This is a genomic window from Lewinella sp. IMCC34191, from assembly GCF_003390935.1.
In the GTDB taxonomy this organism is placed as follows: domain Bacteria; phylum Bacteroidota; class Bacteroidia; order Chitinophagales; family Saprospiraceae; genus Neolewinella.
This window is the reverse complement of sequence record NZ_QNQZ01000005.1, coordinates 88,927-102,728: the sequence shown is the minus strand read 5'-3', so window position 1 is coordinate 102,728 and position 13,802 is coordinate 88,927. Positions and strand designations below refer to the sequence as shown.

Here is a 13,802-nt window from a genome sequence, read left to right as displayed (position 1 = left end):
TTAAGCGCTGAAGGAGGTGCCACAGCCACAGGTTTCCGTGGCGTTCGGATTGTTGAAGGTAAAGCCGCGGTTTTCCAGGCCGGTGGCCCAGTCGATCTCCATCCCCAACAGGTAGAGCGCGTGGCCGGGTTTCATCAAAACGGTTTCTTCCCCTACGGCGAACTGCTGGTCATCCTCTTCCGGCAGATCGAAACCAAGTTGGTATTCGAAGCCGGAGCAACCTCCGCCGCGCACGCCGATACGCAGGTGATGCTCCTCGTTCACACCGAGTTCGTTCCGCAGCCGGGTCAGCTGCTCCAGGGCGGTCGGAGTAATGGAGATGGGGTTACTTTTCGTAGTTGACTTAACTTCGGCGCTCATACTGCAAAATTACTTTACTGGGCAATTAACAACGGTATTCCCCGCATGGTTGCCCCTTAACCTATACCCGTGGAGATGTTGAACGTGCTATTGTGGACGGTGCCCGTCGTACTGATCGTCGTATTGGTCTGGCTCATGGGGGGCGTACTGACCCGTTTTCGGGACGCGGTGATCGCCCTGGAAAAAAAGGTCACAACACCCGCGAGTGCCCAGGCCACCGCGGATCCCATCGACCCGATCGCGCTGCGACTGCAGGCTTGCGAGCGTTTTACACTTATGCTGGAACGCATCTCCGTACCCAATCTCCTCCTGCGTATGCCGCCGGACAACGAGACCGCCGTGCGGGAGTATCGCGCCGAGCTGCTACTGGCTATCCGTCAGGAAATGGAGTACAACATCACCCAACAGATTTACGTCAGCGATTCGCTCTGGTCGATCATTACCCAGACGCGCGACAACATCAGCATGCAGATCGCCCGCGCGGCGGAGGAGGCCAACAGTGCCCGTCAGGTAGCCGAGCGACTGCGGATGATCGACGGGCAGCAAGCGGAGAACCCGGTGGCGTTGGCGCAGGGGGCTATACGGCGGGAGTCGGCTTCGGTGTTGACGAAGTAAGGTTGGAATTGGTGAATTAGTGAATGGCTGCATTAGTGAATTGGTGTGGCCGCTCGCTTCGCTCGTGTGGGTCGTCTGCCGTCCGCCCAGCGGAGCTGGTCTGCCGGCGGATCGGTGGGAGACAGACTGGTGTTCCGGTTGGGCTCACTCATTTGTGAACAGCTCAGGTTCTCGGTCAGCCGGGGGGATGATGAATAGATCGTATCGCTCAAAATATTTTCTGACCGTTTCGTGTACGTTCTCCAGGTATAGGCCCTGCTTTCGGATTTTATCCAGGTCGATGATCGTCCACTGGTCGGGTTGACCTGCCTGTAATAACTGGTGGAAATTCTGGGCGTGCCACGAGGTGGAATCGGCTAATAGATCGATTACCTCGCTGTCGGTTTCTAACCAGTAGCGGTCAATAATGGCGATGTGGACGGAACGTCGACCGGTGAGCCTGGCGGTCTCATGAATGATGTTTCCGATGTCGTAGCGGTAATAGGCATTCATCCCCTTGGCGGCGTGCAGGCCACCTATTTTTAGGAACAGTCGCTCATCGCTGATTTTTCCGTCTTGGAGAAAAACCGAACGAAAGTTGTCTATAAAATTCTCGGTGCGTAGCCGGTTGGAATTCCACCAGTCCCGGGTCGCATGGTGGTAATAGATGGTGTTGGATCTTTGAAGAGAAGCGGTGATGGCTTCTATATCACCATTAATTCCAGCAAGCCGGGCTAAGCTTTTTTGCACGTACCGGGATTCCTGGAATCGGATCGAAAGTTTTTCTCCCTCCTTGCCTGAACTATTGATGTGAAGCACTTCCCCTTGTACGTAGCTATCGATCGTGTCGCGCAGGGTCCGTGCCATACGGGTACCCTGTGTATCCTGCGCGGGTATGTGGGCTATCAAGGTGTCAATAAGTAGCAAATAGGAGAACAAATATTCCTGGTCAAAACCGACGGTGGTCAGTTCATGATCGTTGGCCGTTTGCAGGAAGTCGGCGTCCAGATGGCTTTTAAAAAATGGTATGGGCGTGAATTTCCTTTTGGATGTATTGAGCGAATACGTTCTATTCAATCGCCCAAGAAAATTGCCGGCTGGTGCCGTTTCTATACCACTGTTGAGGATACGGGAAGCCATAGGCCCGATCTCCAGGCCGAATAACCTGCCCCCGTGTTTTGCGTACAGCGGAAGCAGTTGTTTCGTGAGCCGACTGATTTGGCTGGAGCCGTGGTACTCACCGAGGATCACGTAGTGGTTGACCCGGAAAAGGCTGTCGAAGAACCCGGTACCCGTAGCTGACATAGCCGAATCAAAGGTAAAGTGTACCGTGGACGCCCTGGCGTAGTCATCTATAGTTTTGGATTGGCCGTACAAACAGGCTGGGGCGCCCGCACTCGGAATTAGGAAGAAGATCAGCAAAAGTCGAATCATCCAGTTGTGCATGGCGGCAATGGTTAGGTAGCATGGTGAGAGTGACTAAGCGACAGGACGGATTTATCGGTGCCGGCACTCACAGATCTCCGAATTCTACCAATTGCATCGCCGGCGTGCTTTCCAGTTGCTGGCGAAGGATGCCGAGGTGTCCCGCCCCAAAGAGGACGAGGATGCGATCGTCGGGAGAGGTAGCGGCGCGCTGGATGTTGCGAAAGATGCGGAGGTTGCGCGAGTACCACCACAGTGCCAGGGCGTCGGCGGAGCGGTCGCTCGTGAACTGTAGGTAGTGTCCGTGGCCACGGCGGATCCGGTCGGGGCGGTTGTTGTAGCGGAATATTTCCAGCAGGCTTTGCTGGGTGTCCATCCGGTCTTCCAGTTGGTAGAGTTGGAAATAGCGACTGTTGATGGTGTCGGCTACCGCGTTGTCGCTTTGTCCGTCGGCGAAGATGCTGTCCAGGAGCGGGTGTAATATCGCCGAATCCGGGTGCTCGGAGAGCGTGTAGGATAGGGGGGAGGCATCACCGAGTACCAGGCTATCCATGCCGAACTGCTTACCGAGCCGGAAGGCGAGCTGCTCGATCTCGTCGGCGCGTAACTCTCTTTCTCCGGCCAGGTAGCTTCGGTACTGGTCGTTGACGGAGCTGCCCGGCTGGCGCTCTACTACGATCTTGTTCGGACGGAAGCGGGCCAGGTAATCCAGCAGTTCGCGTACTTCCGCCTGGCGTTGGGCATCCTTTACGTCTACCCGGTCTTCCGCGCTGGTGACGTGGGCGTCGAGGTTCGGATAGTCGAAATGGAAGGTCCCCACCAGCAGGACTTTCGGGAGGTTGTCACCCACCACCAGCACATCATCCGGATCGAAAGATTGGAGATCGGGAGCGTGTTGGGCTAGCGCGTAGCTGCCGTACACAACGATAAAAAGCAGGGCAAGAAATCGTGGCATGGTAAGGTTATTGGTACGGAAGGCAAGAAGCCACCCGGTCACGTCTCTTCCCAATCCGATCGTTCGATCCCCCAAAGCGATCGGTCATTCGGGCTTGTCCATTCACCGATCGAAAGCCCCGTCTCACCGACTGGCCGAATGACATACCGGTCCCGGGCTCTACTTTTCAGGATGCTTCCAGCCATACATCATACGATGCCCCTCCGGTTCGGCCGGCTCGGTCTTTGGTTCTTAGCTACCTACTTCGTGGTGCTTCGCCTGCGCAGCCTTTTGCTGGACGGACAGTGGCAGGAGTTGTTTGCCCCGTTTGACAGTCTTCACTCCGCCCTACTACGCATTACGACTTTAGCGGCCTTCGCTGCGTACACCTTTGGTGCCTACCTGCTCCTGCACCGAATCTACGGGCGCTATGGACAGCTCACGCTGGTGTTAAGCTTCGTCCTGCTGATCCTTAGCTGTATGCTGCTACGCGCTTTCCTCGAAGAAGGGCTATTGTTTGCGGTATTCGGACGGTATAACTACAATCCGGAGATGAGCTGGCCGGCTTATTTGGTCGACAATCTGTATTACGCCATCATTTTTTTGCCGGTCGGCATCGTCTTCTTCTTCGTCCAACACGGACGGCACGCGGACGCCATTCACTACCAGCTGGAAACGACCTACCGGGAGGCGGAGCTGAAATTCCTGCGGTCGCAGGTCAACCCCCACTTCCTGTTCAATACCATCAACAATGTCTACGCCCTGGTCAGCACGGAGGACCCCAATGCGCTGCCCGCCCTGGAAAAGCTGAGCGGATTGCTACGCTATTCCCTTTACGGGCAGGAGGAGCGGGTGCCGCTGAAAAGGGAGCGGGAGTACATAGAAGACCTGATCCATCTGGAAGCGCTCCGAGTACCGAATCTCGTGCCACCCGAGGTGACGATACGTACGGAGGCAGCCGATTGGCAGATACCGCCGCTGCTGCTCGTGCCACTGGTTGAAAATGCCTGCAAACACGGCCGCCTGGAATGCCCGCGGCAACCTTTGCACGTGGAGTTGACAACAGACGAGCAGACGCTTCAATTTACCGTGGTGAATGCCGTTGCGAGCGATACCGGCCACGCCGACGAAGCAGGTGGTATCGGGCTCGTCAACGTACGGAGGCGGCTGGAACTCCTTTACCCTGCGCGCCATACCCTGGACATCCACCGGACGGAAAGTACCTTTCGGGCAGTAATGACCCTACAGCGCGAGGCAAAATGAGGGTAGCGATCATCGACGATGAGCCCCTGGCCGTACGATTGCTGCGGCAATACACCGATCGGCACGCGGATCTGGAGTGCGTAGGTGCCTATACCAACCCGATTGACGGGCTGGCCGCCGTGCAGGAAGAGCTACCGGACCTGCTGTTACTCGATATTCAGATGGCCGACCTCAACGGTCTGCACCTGGCCAGGCTGATCCGCGGACGGGTTCCGGTAATCTTCACCACGGCCTACGACACGCACGCCCTGGCCGGCTTTGAATTGGATGCGGTGGATTATCTGCTGAAGCCCATTGCCTACGACCGCTTTTGTCAGGCGATTGATAAGGTCTCTCGTCGGGGATCACCTGCGGCCAGGAAAATCTCTTTACCTGCGGCCCCCCGCCCCTATATTTTCATTAAATCCGGAAATAAGACGCTGCGGGTGGCGGTGGATACGATTCGTTACGGGAGCTCCGCGGGAGATTACCTGATGCTTTACCTCGATGACGGCGATCGCGTGATGACCCTTGAAAATTTGGGGGACTTGCTGGAGAGGCTGCCGGTGGCCGAGTTTTGCCGCATACACCGGAGCCACTTCGTACGCCTCGATAAGATCGACTACGTGGAGCGTCGCCGGGTGGTCGTGGGAGAGAACTGGCTGCCGGTGAGCAAAGGGTATTTGGCGGATTTCACCGCGCGGATCAACGACAACTCGTAAGCCCCAGGCTGACGAATTCGGCATCGTCGTCCAGGATCAGGCCATCCTGCCGGCGGCAGCTGAGTGCGCTCGCCCGGGGCGTGACGAAGGTGCCCAACTGGTAGCGGATCCCCTCCCGGTCGTTGGCGAAGGGGGCGAGTTGCTGGTAGATCACGGGTAGGTCGCCGTAGTCGCCGCCGTGCGTAGCGTCGGATCGACGGCCGTCAAGGCTCACCATCACGTTTTCGCCGTTCCGACCGAAGACGGGCTTGCGTACGTAGCCGGACCGGGGGTTAGGCAGGTCGGCGGGATCGAAGGCGGTGGGTAGGAGCAATGGGTGGCCGGGATTGTCCTGCCAGGCATAGGCAAGCAGGCCCTTGGATTGCAGCAGCATGGTCCAGGCGGGGTTGACAACGCGGACGAAGTGGTTGACGATCATTTCCTCCAGCATCTCCCAGAGGGCGGATTCTTCCAGGGCGATCCAGTCCCAGGGAAAGAACTTAAAGAGGTAGTAGTAGCGCTGGGTGCGCTCCGGCTTCGGATCGGCGGCCAAACCGTTGTCGGGGTCGAAGGTCGCCTCCGGTAGTGCCGCGGTGAGCACCTGTTTCCAACCCGCCGCGCTGGCCCGGTCGGCGAGGAAACCGACGTTGAGTTCGTCTTCCGGGTAGCCGAGGTGGGCGAAGAGACCGTGGGTACCCTTGCGGGCGGCACCGATCTCACGTAGTCTTGCCTCCAGGCTACTGGCCAGGTTATTTGGAGCCGGGTATTTTACCTTATTCTTTTTGAGTACCTCTGGCTGCAGGATACCTGTTTCGGGGAGCAGGCTGCAGGTATCCGCATTGAATTCGAGGACCTTAAGCGGAAGACCGTCGAGTCCCCCCGCCAGGTCGAAGCGGCCGAAGAGAAAATCGTCCCACTCGTTTTCGACCGACCATTCGAGCAGGGGGCGGCACCAGTCGGGAATTCCGAGTCCGGCCAGTCGTCGCGGGTCGGTCAGGCAGCGGCGCGCCGTATTTCGCAGGAGATCGTAGGCGGTGTCACCGGCGGCCAGGGCGGCGTCGGCTTCCCCGGGCTCGAGCAGCAGGATTTCATCGGCGAGGTAGTCGTGATTATCCCCGGTGGTGAAAAAGTCCAGCCCCCGCTTCCGCGCGAAGCGGTTCGGTCGTTCCGGGGCGTCGATCAATCGATCATCCACCAAAGGAGCGCGTTGAGGAGCCACTGCTACGGCCGAAACCGCTGCGGGCACGGGAGGTGCGTGCCAGGCTGCTGCCGGTCGTGTTCGTGGCCCGTTGGTAGGCGGACTGGTTGGTGTAGGCGCTGGCGGAAGGGGTGCGGCCCATCCGGTTCAGCATGATGAAGCCCCAGTAACCCATTCCGGCGGAGCGAAATGGCCGGCGGGTGCGGGAGCTATCCGGTTCGGTTTGTTGGATGGCCTTCACCTCGTCCAGCGTGAAGGTGTCGGACGTCCCCGTTAAGCGATTGACGATCACGCGGCTGTCGGCCACGTTGGCAACGGGTTGCTCGTCGGCGATTTTATACTCCTCGGGTTGCACTTCGCGAACGGTGGTGACCACGCCCTGGGTAGGCTCGTTGGTCGTGCTGCAGCGCAGGAGACCAAGACTCAGTCCGGCCGAGACGGCAAGGAGAAGCAGGGGGCGGGTAGCTCGCATAGGATAGGGTGTAGGGACAAAACCCTAAGGTACTATTTCCCTTACCTTTGGCCGCCCCGAAGCCCCGTCCGCCTTGCTCGTCCCCCGCACCGAAAAGTTCCTGCTGATCGTCGCCGTCTTCCTGGCGGGATTGTGCTCGATCGTGTACGAGTTACTGATCAGTACGACGAGCGCGTACTTCCTCGGTGACAGCGTCAAGCAGTTCTCCCTCACCATTGGCGTGTACATGTGCGCGATGGGGGTGGGCTCCTTCCTTACACGCTACGTGGAAGGGCGCGAGCTGGAGGCTTTCGTGCGCGCGGAGGTCGTGCTTGGATTGCTGGGCGGACTGTCGGTGCCGCTGCTGTACTTCCTGTTTCGCTTCCAGACCAATGCCCAATTTCAGTGGACGATGCTGGCTATCGTATTCAGCATAGGTTGTCTGACGGGCGTGGAAATTCCGCTGCTGGCGCGGGTTATGAAGACCTATTCTCCCCTCAAGGACAATCTCGCTAACGTACTCGGTTTCGATTACCTCGGTGCGCTGGGGGCCACTTTGCTCTTTCCTTTCCTGCTGCTGCCCTTCGTCGGACTGTACAGCTCCAGTTTACTCTTCGGCAGTATCAACCTCCTGTTAGGGGCGGGCGTCTGTTGGTTCTTTCGCGAGCAGCTTTCCTCCCGTCGCCGGCGAAGCGTCTATCTATGGACCGGCGGGGGTATCCTGCTTTTTGCCTTCTTGGTCGTCCGTGCCGAGCCCTTTCTGCATGCATGGGAGGCGGCCGCCTACCCACACCGGGTGATCTACGAGGAAGACAGCCCGTACCAGCACATCGTGCTTACGCAGAATCGGGACGATCTGCGATTGTACCTCGATCGCGTCATTCAGTTTTCCTCCCGTGACGAGTACCGCTACCACGAAGCACTCGCTCGCCTGCCCGCGGCACAGGTGCCCGGGTTTTCCCGGGCGCTGATCCTGGGTGGGGGAGAGGGTCTACTGGCCCGGGAACTACTGAATTATCCGAGCCTGCAGTCACTGACCATCGTGGATCTGGACGAGCGTGTCTTCGACCTCGGGCGTCGCCACCCCCGGATTCGCCGGCTGAATGAAGAGGCCCTGGCCGACCCGCGCACTCGAACCGTGGTAGAGGACGCTGCCGTTTTTCTGCGTAATGACACCACCTACTACGATCTGATCCTGGCCGACCTGCCGGACCCCAGTACGGAAAGCGTGGCCCGGCTATACAGCACCTGGTTCTTTAATATGGTACGGGCACGGTTGGTACCCGATGGCGTCTTTGCTACCCAGGGGACCAGTCCGTACCATACCCGCAAGACTTTCTGGAGTATCGTGCACACCCTGGCCGCCGCCGGCTTCGGGGAGCTGGCACCCTACCACGTTCCGGTACCCAGCTTTGGAGAATGGGGCTTCGTGATGGCGGCTAACACCGGTAACGTACTGCGAGCGGGCGGCAAGTATTTGGGCGGGGACGCAGGTAAAAAGAAATTTCTGGAACCGGAGCTGCTTCCTACGCTTTTTACCTTTCCCGCTGATATGACCGATCCGGGGGGAGTGGCCGTAAACCGGTTAGACCGGCCGATCTTACTGCAGTACTTCCTGGAGGAGTGGTCTGACTGGCAACGCGAAACCGTACAGTGATGAAGGATTACCTGGGTGTCCATATCCTTCTCGAGTTGAATGGGTGTCCGACGGAGCGGCTGCGCCTCCCTGCCGATAGCGAACGCATCCTGCTGGAGGCGGCAGCGGCCATGGGCGCGCAGGTCGTGGAATCCCGCTTCCATGCCTTTTCTCCCCATGGTGTCAGCGGGGTAGTCGTCATTGCCGAGAGCCACCTCACCGTACATACCTGGCCCGAACACGGCTACGCGGCGGTAGATGTATTCAGCTGTGGCCAACTGGATCTGGAAGCCGGGTTGACGGTTCTTAAAGATGGTTATGGTGCGACGGAAACGGAGCAACGGCAGTTCCACCGTGGGCGCTTACACAAGTCGCCGGAAAGTAAATAAGCTTCTACTCCAGCTTCGCCGCCAGGTCCCGGTCTAGCTGCCGCAGGATATGCATGGGCTGAGCCGCGAGTTTCTGCCGCTTCTGGAAAAGGTCGACCAGGGGGTAGAGCAAACCTATCCGGATAATGATGTACAGCAGAGGAAACAGTGAGTTGGCGAAGGGAAGCACCCCGACCCAGCCGTTCCCTACGGTCAGTTCCGGAAAGGGGGGCGAGGGGAGGCCGGCGGCCACGTACTCCAGGAAGATGCCCGCCACGTAGCCCGCCAAGAGCAGGTACAACGAAGTTTTTTGTTGCAACCCCATGTAGCGAGGCAGCAGGAATAATATGATACCCGTGGCAAAAGCAAAACCCACGTGCATAAGATTATCGGCTGCTGCGTAGGAACCGATGAAGGCAACGAAGGCTAACAGCAAATTGCCCGTAGCGGAATGGCGCAGGTCATCAACGGCATCGTTGAAGTCCTCAATGGCGTAAGCGGTCTGATTGCGTCGGCGCTGCTCGGCAAATTCTTCCTGGGTGTGCATGACATAAAAACGGCGCACTCGAAAATCGAGTGCGCCGCAGGTTGCTCAAAAGCAGTGTGATCTTGAATGGCTAGACGGCAAAACTTTCTCCGCAACCACATTCCCGCGTGGCGTTTGGATTGGTAAAGGCAAATCCTTTTCCATCCAATCCGCCGGAGAATTCCAGTTTGGAGTTACAGAGATAGAGAAACGACTTCAAGTCACAGACGACGGTTTCCCCGTTGTCTTCGAAGACCTGATCCTTCGGCTGCAACTCGTCATCGAAGTCAAGTTTATACGTCAGGCCCGAGCAGCCACCACTGGTGATGGACACGCGGAGGAAGTAGTTCTCCGGCATGCTCTTGGCTTCACGAATCTCGCGCAGCCTTTCCTTTGCGCTGTCGGCTACGAAAAGCATAAAAAGCTGGTTTAGTGCGAAGCGGCGATGGACTCTGCGGTCTGTACGCCGTTCTTAGCCTGATAATCCTTGATGGCTCCCTTGATGGCGTCTTCGGCCAGTACGGAGCAGTGAATCTTAACCGGTGGCAGGGCCAATTCTTCTACGATCGCCATATTGTCGATGGCCAGGGCCTCGTCGACGGTCTTGCCCTTCAACCATTCGGTAGCGAGGCTCGACGATGCGATAGCCGATCCGCAACCAAAGGTCTTGAACTTGGCTTCGGTAATTTTCTTGGTGATGGGGTCGACCTCGATCTGGAGACGCATTACGTCACCACACTCCGGAGCGCCGACCAGGCCGGTTCCGACGGAGGTAGAATTCTTATCAAGCGTACCTACGTTGCGAGGATTCTTGAAGTGGTCGAGTAATTTTTCGCTGTATGCCATTGTCTTTCAGTTTGTGTGCGTGAGAAGCAGGTAGATAAATATAACGAATTCGGACGGAGAAAGGTTAAGGGGCCTAGTGCTCCGACCACTCGATCGCGTCAATATCGATCCCTTCCTTGTACATTTCCCAGATGGGGCTGATGTCCCGCATATGGTTGACGCCTTCGGTCACCTTGGCAATCGTTTCGTCAATGTCTTCCTCGGTGGTGAAGCGACCCAGGCTGAAGCGAAGGCTGGAGTGAGCGAGGTCGTCTCCCAGTCCGAGTGCAACCAGCACGTAGCTGGGTTCGAGACTGGCGGAGGTACAGGCCGATCCGGAGGACACGGCGATGTTCTGGTTGAAGGTCATCATGAGACCCTCTCCCTCTACGTGCTTAAAGCTGATGTTGGTTACGTGGGGCATGCGGCTTTCCCGGGTACCGTTCACGTAAGCTTCTTCCAGGCTGCCCATGAGCGCGGACTCCAGCTTGTCGCGGAGTTTGCTGAGGCGCTCGGCATCCTGTTGCATTTCTTCCTTGGCGAGCTCGGCGGCCTTGCCGAATCCGACGATGCCGGGAACGTTCAGCGTACCGGAACGCATGCCGCGCTCGTGGCCGCCACCGTCCATCTGGCTGGTCACCTTAACGCGGGGGCTTTTGCGGTTAACGAAAAGCGCACCTACACCCTTGGGACCGTACATCTTATGGCTGGTGAAGGCCATCAAGTGAACACCGACGGCTTTGGGGTCCACCGGAATCTTGCCGACGGCCTGGGTGGCGTCCGACATGAACAGCACACCGTGCTTGGCACAGATATCGCCGATCTCTTTCATGGGTTGGATGACGCCGGTTTCGTTGTTGGCCCACATGATGGAGACCAGGACGGTCTTGTCGGTGATGGCGGCTTCCAGGTCTTCCAGGCGGATGAGACCGTTACGTTGCACGTCGAGGTAGGTCACTTTGCCACCCATCTTCTCCACCTTGGCACAGGCGTCTAGGACGGCTTTGTGCTCGGTTTTGACGGTGATGATGTGATCGCCCTTGCGCTGGTACATCTCGAATACACCCTTGATGGCCAGGTTATCCGATTCGGTAGCACCACTGGTGAAGATGATCTCCCGCTCGTCTACGTTGACGAGGTCCGCGATTTGCTTGCGGGCGTTATCCACGGCCTGTTCCGCGGCCCAACCGAAGGGGTGGTTGCGGCTGGCGGCATTGCCGGGGATCTCGTGGAAATAAGGGATCATCGCTTCCACAACCCGGGGGTCGGTGGGGGTGGTGGCGTTGTTGTCGAGGTAAATAAGGCGCTGGCCCATAGGTATATTTTCTAAATCTTTATCAATTCGCTCCATGCTAACACCTAGCTAACAGATTGGTTGCCGGTATTTTCCGTGCTTTCAGGCAGCGTAAATAGTCGACGAATGCGGTCGTCATTCCGCCGTTTGGGCGTTAGTCCGCGGGCACTGCAATACTGTTGGTGGCGAGCCTCCGCCCGGTAAAATGCCGGCACGACGTTTACGTCCGTAGCCGGGTCGAATCCCCGTTCGCGAAGCGTGTCAATCATGCTCCGGGCAACGGATAGCTGCTCGTCCTCCCGGAGGCTGAAGACGGCCGAGCGGTACTGCCCCGTCCCCTTGCCGCGATTGATCTCAAAATTATGCAGCGCGAAAAATTCGGTCAGCAATTGCTCGGTCGGCAGAACTTCTGGATCGTAGCGTACGGCGACAACCTCTGCGTGGCCGGTATCCTTGGAGCAGACATCGTGGTAACCTGGGCTATCGGTATGTCCGCCGGCGAAGCCCACCTGGGTACCGATGACCCCGGGCAGTTGCCGAAGGTGGTACTCCCGGCCCCAGAAGCAGCCGCTGCCGAGCAGCAGTTCCCTTCAGGCTTCGTTCGTATCGAGCGTGCCGTGCTCAGCCTCGTACTTCTCGCGGGGTATGAACTTGATCGACAGACTATTCACGCAATGACGCGTGTTCTTCTCCGTAAACCGCTCGCCGTGGAAGACGTGCCCGAGGTGGCCGCCGCAGTTATTACATAGGATCTCTACCCGACGTCCGTCGGCATCCTTCACGTGCTGAATCGCATTGGGGACTTCATCGTCGAAGCTCGGCCATCCACAACCGCTGCTGAATTTATCGTGGCTATCGTAAAGGGGAGCCTCACAACGCCGGCAGACGAATACCCCGTCCTGCTTGAAATTATTATACTCACCGGTGAAGGGCATCTCGGTGCCTTTATTCGCGATGACGCGCTCTTCTTCCTTCGTGAGGGTGTTCCAGTTATCTTTCGTTTTCATGGGTATAAAACGGATGGATGGGGGGTAGGGTTTTAGCTTCGTCCGCCCAACGTAGCGCAGCGTAGTTGGTCTGCCGAAGCGGATCGGGGTACTCGTCAGACGAAACGAAGAAGGGTGAAGGGCAACGGGGGATGATGCCGTGTCGGCCCCCCTGGGCATACGAGCTACCGCTCGGCGGACCAGGGGACCAAGTCCCTACGCTTCCTCCACCACGAAGTCGTAGCTCTCCATGATCACGTTAGCCAGGAGCTTCGAGCAGGCGGTTTCTACCTTATCGTGGGCTTCCTGTTCGTTGTCGGCGTGGAGCTGCATGGTCACGTGTTTACCGATCCGGACATCGTGCACGCCCTTGATGTCGAGGTTGGGAAGGTTCTTGACGACTACCTTGCCCTGGGGATCGAGGAGTTCGGCTTTGGGCATGATATTGATGTGGGCGATGAACTTCATACGTGCTGCTTGGCGTCGGTTGGCGGGTAAGCCAGATTAAGAATGATGTAAACCCCGATAATGAGCGGAAAGGCCGAGGTCCACAGTAAAATAAGCAGGCAAATTGCCAGCACGGCAAAGATATACACCGTCTCGTTGCCCGCCCAGCCGAAGCCCTTCAGCTTGAAGGAAAACATCGGGTGCTCACTGACCAGGAGGTAGCTCATCAAAACGACCGAGACGTACAGGATCCACGGATTGAGTACGTAGGGCGCCCAGTTTTCGTCCAGGGCGACAACCAGCATCAGGCCCACGGCGTAAACGGTATGCGCCGGAGTAGCCAGACCGATGAAGGTGCTGTGCTGTCGGGTATCCAAATTAAACTTGGCCAGCCGCAGGGCGCTGAAAAGCGCGATGAGCAGGGCGGGGGCGGCGTACCATTCCCAGCGGATCGGCGCGCTGAGGTCGAGGACGAAATTGGCGTCGAGCGCGGGGGAGGGGTTGTCCGGCAACAGCAGTAAGACGTAGTAGATACTGGCCGGTACGACCCCGAAACTGACCATATCCGCCAGGCTGTCGAGTTCTTTTCCGTGCTCGCTGCTGACGTTGAGGCTGCGGGCCACGAGCCCGTCGGCAAAGTCGAAGAGCCCCGCGGCAAACAGAAACCAGAAAGCCGGTACGAACTGGAGGTCAAGGATGTTGATAAGGGCCGCACAACCGCAAAAGAGGTTGAGAAGCGTAAGGGAATTGGGTATCCAGGATTTCACGGCGGGTAAGTTAAACTTTGTTAAGCTAAGGACACTTTACCCACGCTT

At 57.8% G+C, this 13,802-nt stretch carries 18 protein-coding genes; 5 read left to right on the top strand and 13 right to left on the bottom strand.

The features are described 5' to 3' along the window. Complete coding sequence (locus tag DRW39_RS11310) at positions 1 to 360, bottom strand: HesB/IscA family protein (protein WP_116107155.1); 360 nt, start codon at positions 358 to 360, stop codon at positions 1 to 3. A gap of 75 nt (positions 361 to 435) precedes the next feature. Here DRW39_RS11310 and DRW39_RS11305 point away from each other — a divergent pair, with 75 nt between their 5' ends. Next, entirely contained in the window at positions 436 to 975 is a 540-nt protein-coding gene (locus tag DRW39_RS11305; protein ID WP_116107154.1) for a hypothetical protein, read from the top strand. A 144-nt stretch (positions 976 to 1,119) separates the two neighbouring features. Here the strand turns inward: DRW39_RS11305 and DRW39_RS11300 are convergent, their stop codons facing one another. Together DRW39_RS11300 and DRW39_RS11295 are read right to left on the bottom strand one after the other, a co-directional pair. Beyond that, complete coding sequence (locus DRW39_RS11300) at positions 1,120 to 2,259, bottom strand: hypothetical protein (RefSeq protein ID WP_116107153.1); 1,140 nt, start codon at positions 2,257 to 2,259, stop codon at positions 1,120 to 1,122. A gap of 208 nt (positions 2,260 to 2,467) precedes the next feature. Beyond that, on the bottom strand, positions 2,468 to 3,334 hold the full coding sequence (locus DRW39_RS11295; RefSeq protein ID WP_116107152.1) for a DUF5694 domain-containing protein: 867 nt from the start codon (positions 3,332 to 3,334) through the stop codon (positions 2,468 to 2,470). 195 nt (positions 3,335 to 3,529) lie between these two features. On the opposite strand from DRW39_RS11295, the gene DRW39_RS11290 reads away from it, so the two are divergent. Both DRW39_RS11290 and DRW39_RS11285 read left to right on the top strand, forming a co-directional pair. Then, positions 3,530 to 4,576, top strand: coding sequence for a sensor histidine kinase (locus tag DRW39_RS11290; protein ID WP_157976061.1), 1,047 nt, complete (start codon positions 3,530 to 3,532; stop codon positions 4,574 to 4,576). Then, the gene (locus tag DRW39_RS11285) at positions 4,573 to 5,277 is read left to right on the top strand and encodes a LytR/AlgR family response regulator transcription factor (protein WP_198664854.1); all 705 of its coding nucleotides are present in this window, start codon (positions 4,573 to 4,575) and stop codon (positions 5,275 to 5,277) included. Before DRW39_RS11290 ends, DRW39_RS11285 begins: the two co-directional genes overlap by 4 nt. Here DRW39_RS11285 and DRW39_RS11280 read toward each other — a convergent pair. After that, complete coding sequence (locus tag DRW39_RS11280) at positions 5,261 to 6,451, bottom strand: glutathionylspermidine synthase family protein (protein ID WP_157976060.1); 1,191 nt, start codon at positions 6,449 to 6,451, stop codon at positions 5,261 to 5,263. The two genes, DRW39_RS11285 and DRW39_RS11280, sit on opposite strands and share 17 nt — an antisense overlap. Beyond that, a complete protein-coding gene (locus DRW39_RS11275; protein ID WP_116107148.1) occupies positions 6,444 to 6,926 on the bottom strand; it encodes a hypothetical protein in 483 nt (160 codons plus the stop codon). The genes DRW39_RS11280 and DRW39_RS11275 overlap by 8 nt, the downstream gene beginning before the upstream one ends. 73 nt (positions 6,927 to 6,999) lie before the next feature. On the opposite strand from DRW39_RS11275, the gene DRW39_RS11270 reads away from it, so the two are divergent. Together DRW39_RS11270 and speD are read left to right on the top strand one after the other, a co-directional pair. Further along, positions 7,000 to 8,562 (top strand): polyamine aminopropyltransferase, encoded by a 1,563-nt coding sequence (locus DRW39_RS11270; protein WP_232830131.1) that lies wholly within the window; start codon positions 7,000 to 7,002, stop codon positions 8,560 to 8,562. Continuing rightward, positions 8,562 to 8,930, top strand: coding sequence for an adenosylmethionine decarboxylase (gene speD, locus DRW39_RS11265; protein ID WP_116107146.1), 369 nt, complete (start codon positions 8,562 to 8,564; stop codon positions 8,928 to 8,930). The genes DRW39_RS11270 and speD overlap by 1 nt, the downstream gene beginning before the upstream one ends. Positions 8,931 to 8,934: 4 nt before the next feature. On the opposite strand, the gene DRW39_RS11260 is transcribed toward speD, so the two are convergent. The 8 genes from DRW39_RS11260 to DRW39_RS11225 form a co-directional block, all read right to left on the bottom strand. Then, the gene (locus tag DRW39_RS11260) at positions 8,935 to 9,456 is read right to left on the bottom strand and encodes a hypothetical protein (protein WP_116107145.1); all 522 of its coding nucleotides are present in this window, start codon (positions 9,454 to 9,456) and stop codon (positions 8,935 to 8,937) included. A gap of 70 nt (positions 9,457 to 9,526) precedes the next feature. Further along, entirely contained in the window at positions 9,527 to 9,853 is a 327-nt protein-coding gene (locus tag DRW39_RS11255; protein WP_116107144.1) for a HesB/IscA family protein, read from the bottom strand. A gap of 11 nt (positions 9,854 to 9,864) precedes the next feature. Continuing rightward, the gene (iscU, locus tag DRW39_RS11250; protein WP_116107143.1) at positions 9,865 to 10,281 is read right to left on the bottom strand and encodes a Fe-S cluster assembly scaffold IscU; all 417 of its coding nucleotides are present in this window, start codon (positions 10,279 to 10,281) and stop codon (positions 9,865 to 9,867) included. A 73-nt stretch (positions 10,282 to 10,354) separates the two neighbouring features. Beyond that, entirely contained in the window at positions 10,355 to 11,575 is a 1,221-nt protein-coding gene (locus DRW39_RS11245; protein WP_116107142.1) for an IscS subfamily cysteine desulfurase, read from the bottom strand. Between the two features lie 44 nt (positions 11,576 to 11,619). After that, entirely contained in the window at positions 11,620 to 12,135 is a 516-nt protein-coding gene (gene msrA, locus DRW39_RS11240) for a peptide-methionine (S)-S-oxide reductase MsrA (RefSeq protein WP_255419250.1), read from the bottom strand. Positions 12,136 to 12,144: 9 nt separating this feature from the next. Next, on the bottom strand, positions 12,145 to 12,561 hold the full coding sequence (locus tag DRW39_RS11235) for a methionine-R-sulfoxide reductase (RefSeq protein ID WP_116107140.1): 417 nt from the start codon (positions 12,559 to 12,561) through the stop codon (positions 12,145 to 12,147). Positions 12,562 to 12,756: 195 nt separating this feature from the next. Beyond that, positions 12,757 to 13,008 (bottom strand): phosphoribosylformylglycinamidine synthase subunit PurS, encoded by a 252-nt coding sequence (purS, locus tag DRW39_RS11230; protein WP_116107139.1) that lies wholly within the window; start codon positions 13,006 to 13,008, stop codon positions 12,757 to 12,759. After that, on the bottom strand, positions 13,005 to 13,754 hold the full coding sequence (locus tag DRW39_RS11225) for a CDP-alcohol phosphatidyltransferase family protein (protein ID WP_116107138.1): 750 nt from the start codon (positions 13,752 to 13,754) through the stop codon (positions 13,005 to 13,007). Before DRW39_RS11225 ends, purS begins: the two co-directional genes overlap by 4 nt. Positions 13,755 to 13,802: the final 48 nt, after the last annotated feature.

Coding starts and splice junctions, on each gene's coding strand:
- DRW39_RS11245 (WP_116107142.1), bottom strand. CDS start 11,575: ATGGGCCAGCGCCTTATTTACCTCGACAACAACGCCACCACCCCCACC.
- iscU (WP_116107143.1), bottom strand. CDS start 10,281: ATGGCATACAGCGAAAAATTACTCGACCACTTCAAGAATCCTCGCAAC.
- speD (WP_116107146.1), top strand. CDS start 8,562: ATGAAGGATTACCTGGGTGTCCATATCCTTCTCGAGTTGAATGGGTGT.
- DRW39_RS11235 (WP_116107140.1), bottom strand. CDS start 12,561: ATGAAAACGAAAGATAACTGGAACACCCTCACGAAGGAAGAAGAGCGC.
- DRW39_RS11285 (WP_198664854.1), top strand. CDS start 4,573: ATGAGGGTAGCGATCATCGACGATGAGCCCCTGGCCGTACGATTGCTG.
- DRW39_RS11305 (WP_116107154.1), top strand. CDS start 436: ATGTTGAACGTGCTATTGTGGACGGTGCCCGTCGTACTGATCGTCGTA.
- purS (WP_116107139.1), bottom strand. CDS start 13,008: ATGAAGTTCATCGCCCACATCAATATCATGCCCAAAGCCGAACTCCTC.
- DRW39_RS11255 (WP_116107144.1), bottom strand. CDS start 9,853: ATGCTTTTCGTAGCCGACAGCGCAAAGGAAAGGCTGCGCGAGATTCGT.
- DRW39_RS11295 (WP_116107152.1), bottom strand. CDS start 3,334: ATGCCACGATTTCTTGCCCTGCTTTTTATCGTTGTGTACGGCAGCTAC.
- DRW39_RS11260 (WP_116107145.1), bottom strand. CDS start 9,456: ATGCACACCCAGGAAGAATTTGCCGAGCAGCGCCGACGCAATCAGACC.
- DRW39_RS11310 (WP_116107155.1), bottom strand. CDS start 360: ATGAGCGCCGAAGTTAAGTCAACTACGAAAAGTAACCCCATCTCCATT.
- DRW39_RS11290 (WP_157976061.1), top strand. CDS start 3,530: ATGCCCCTCCGGTTCGGCCGGCTCGGTCTTTGGTTCTTAGCTACCTAC.
- DRW39_RS11300 (WP_116107153.1), bottom strand. CDS start 2,259: ATGTCAGCTACGGGTACCGGGTTCTTCGACAGCCTTTTCCGGGTCAAC.
- DRW39_RS11275 (WP_116107148.1), bottom strand. CDS start 6,926: ATGCGAGCTACCCGCCCCCTGCTTCTCCTTGCCGTCTCGGCCGGACTG.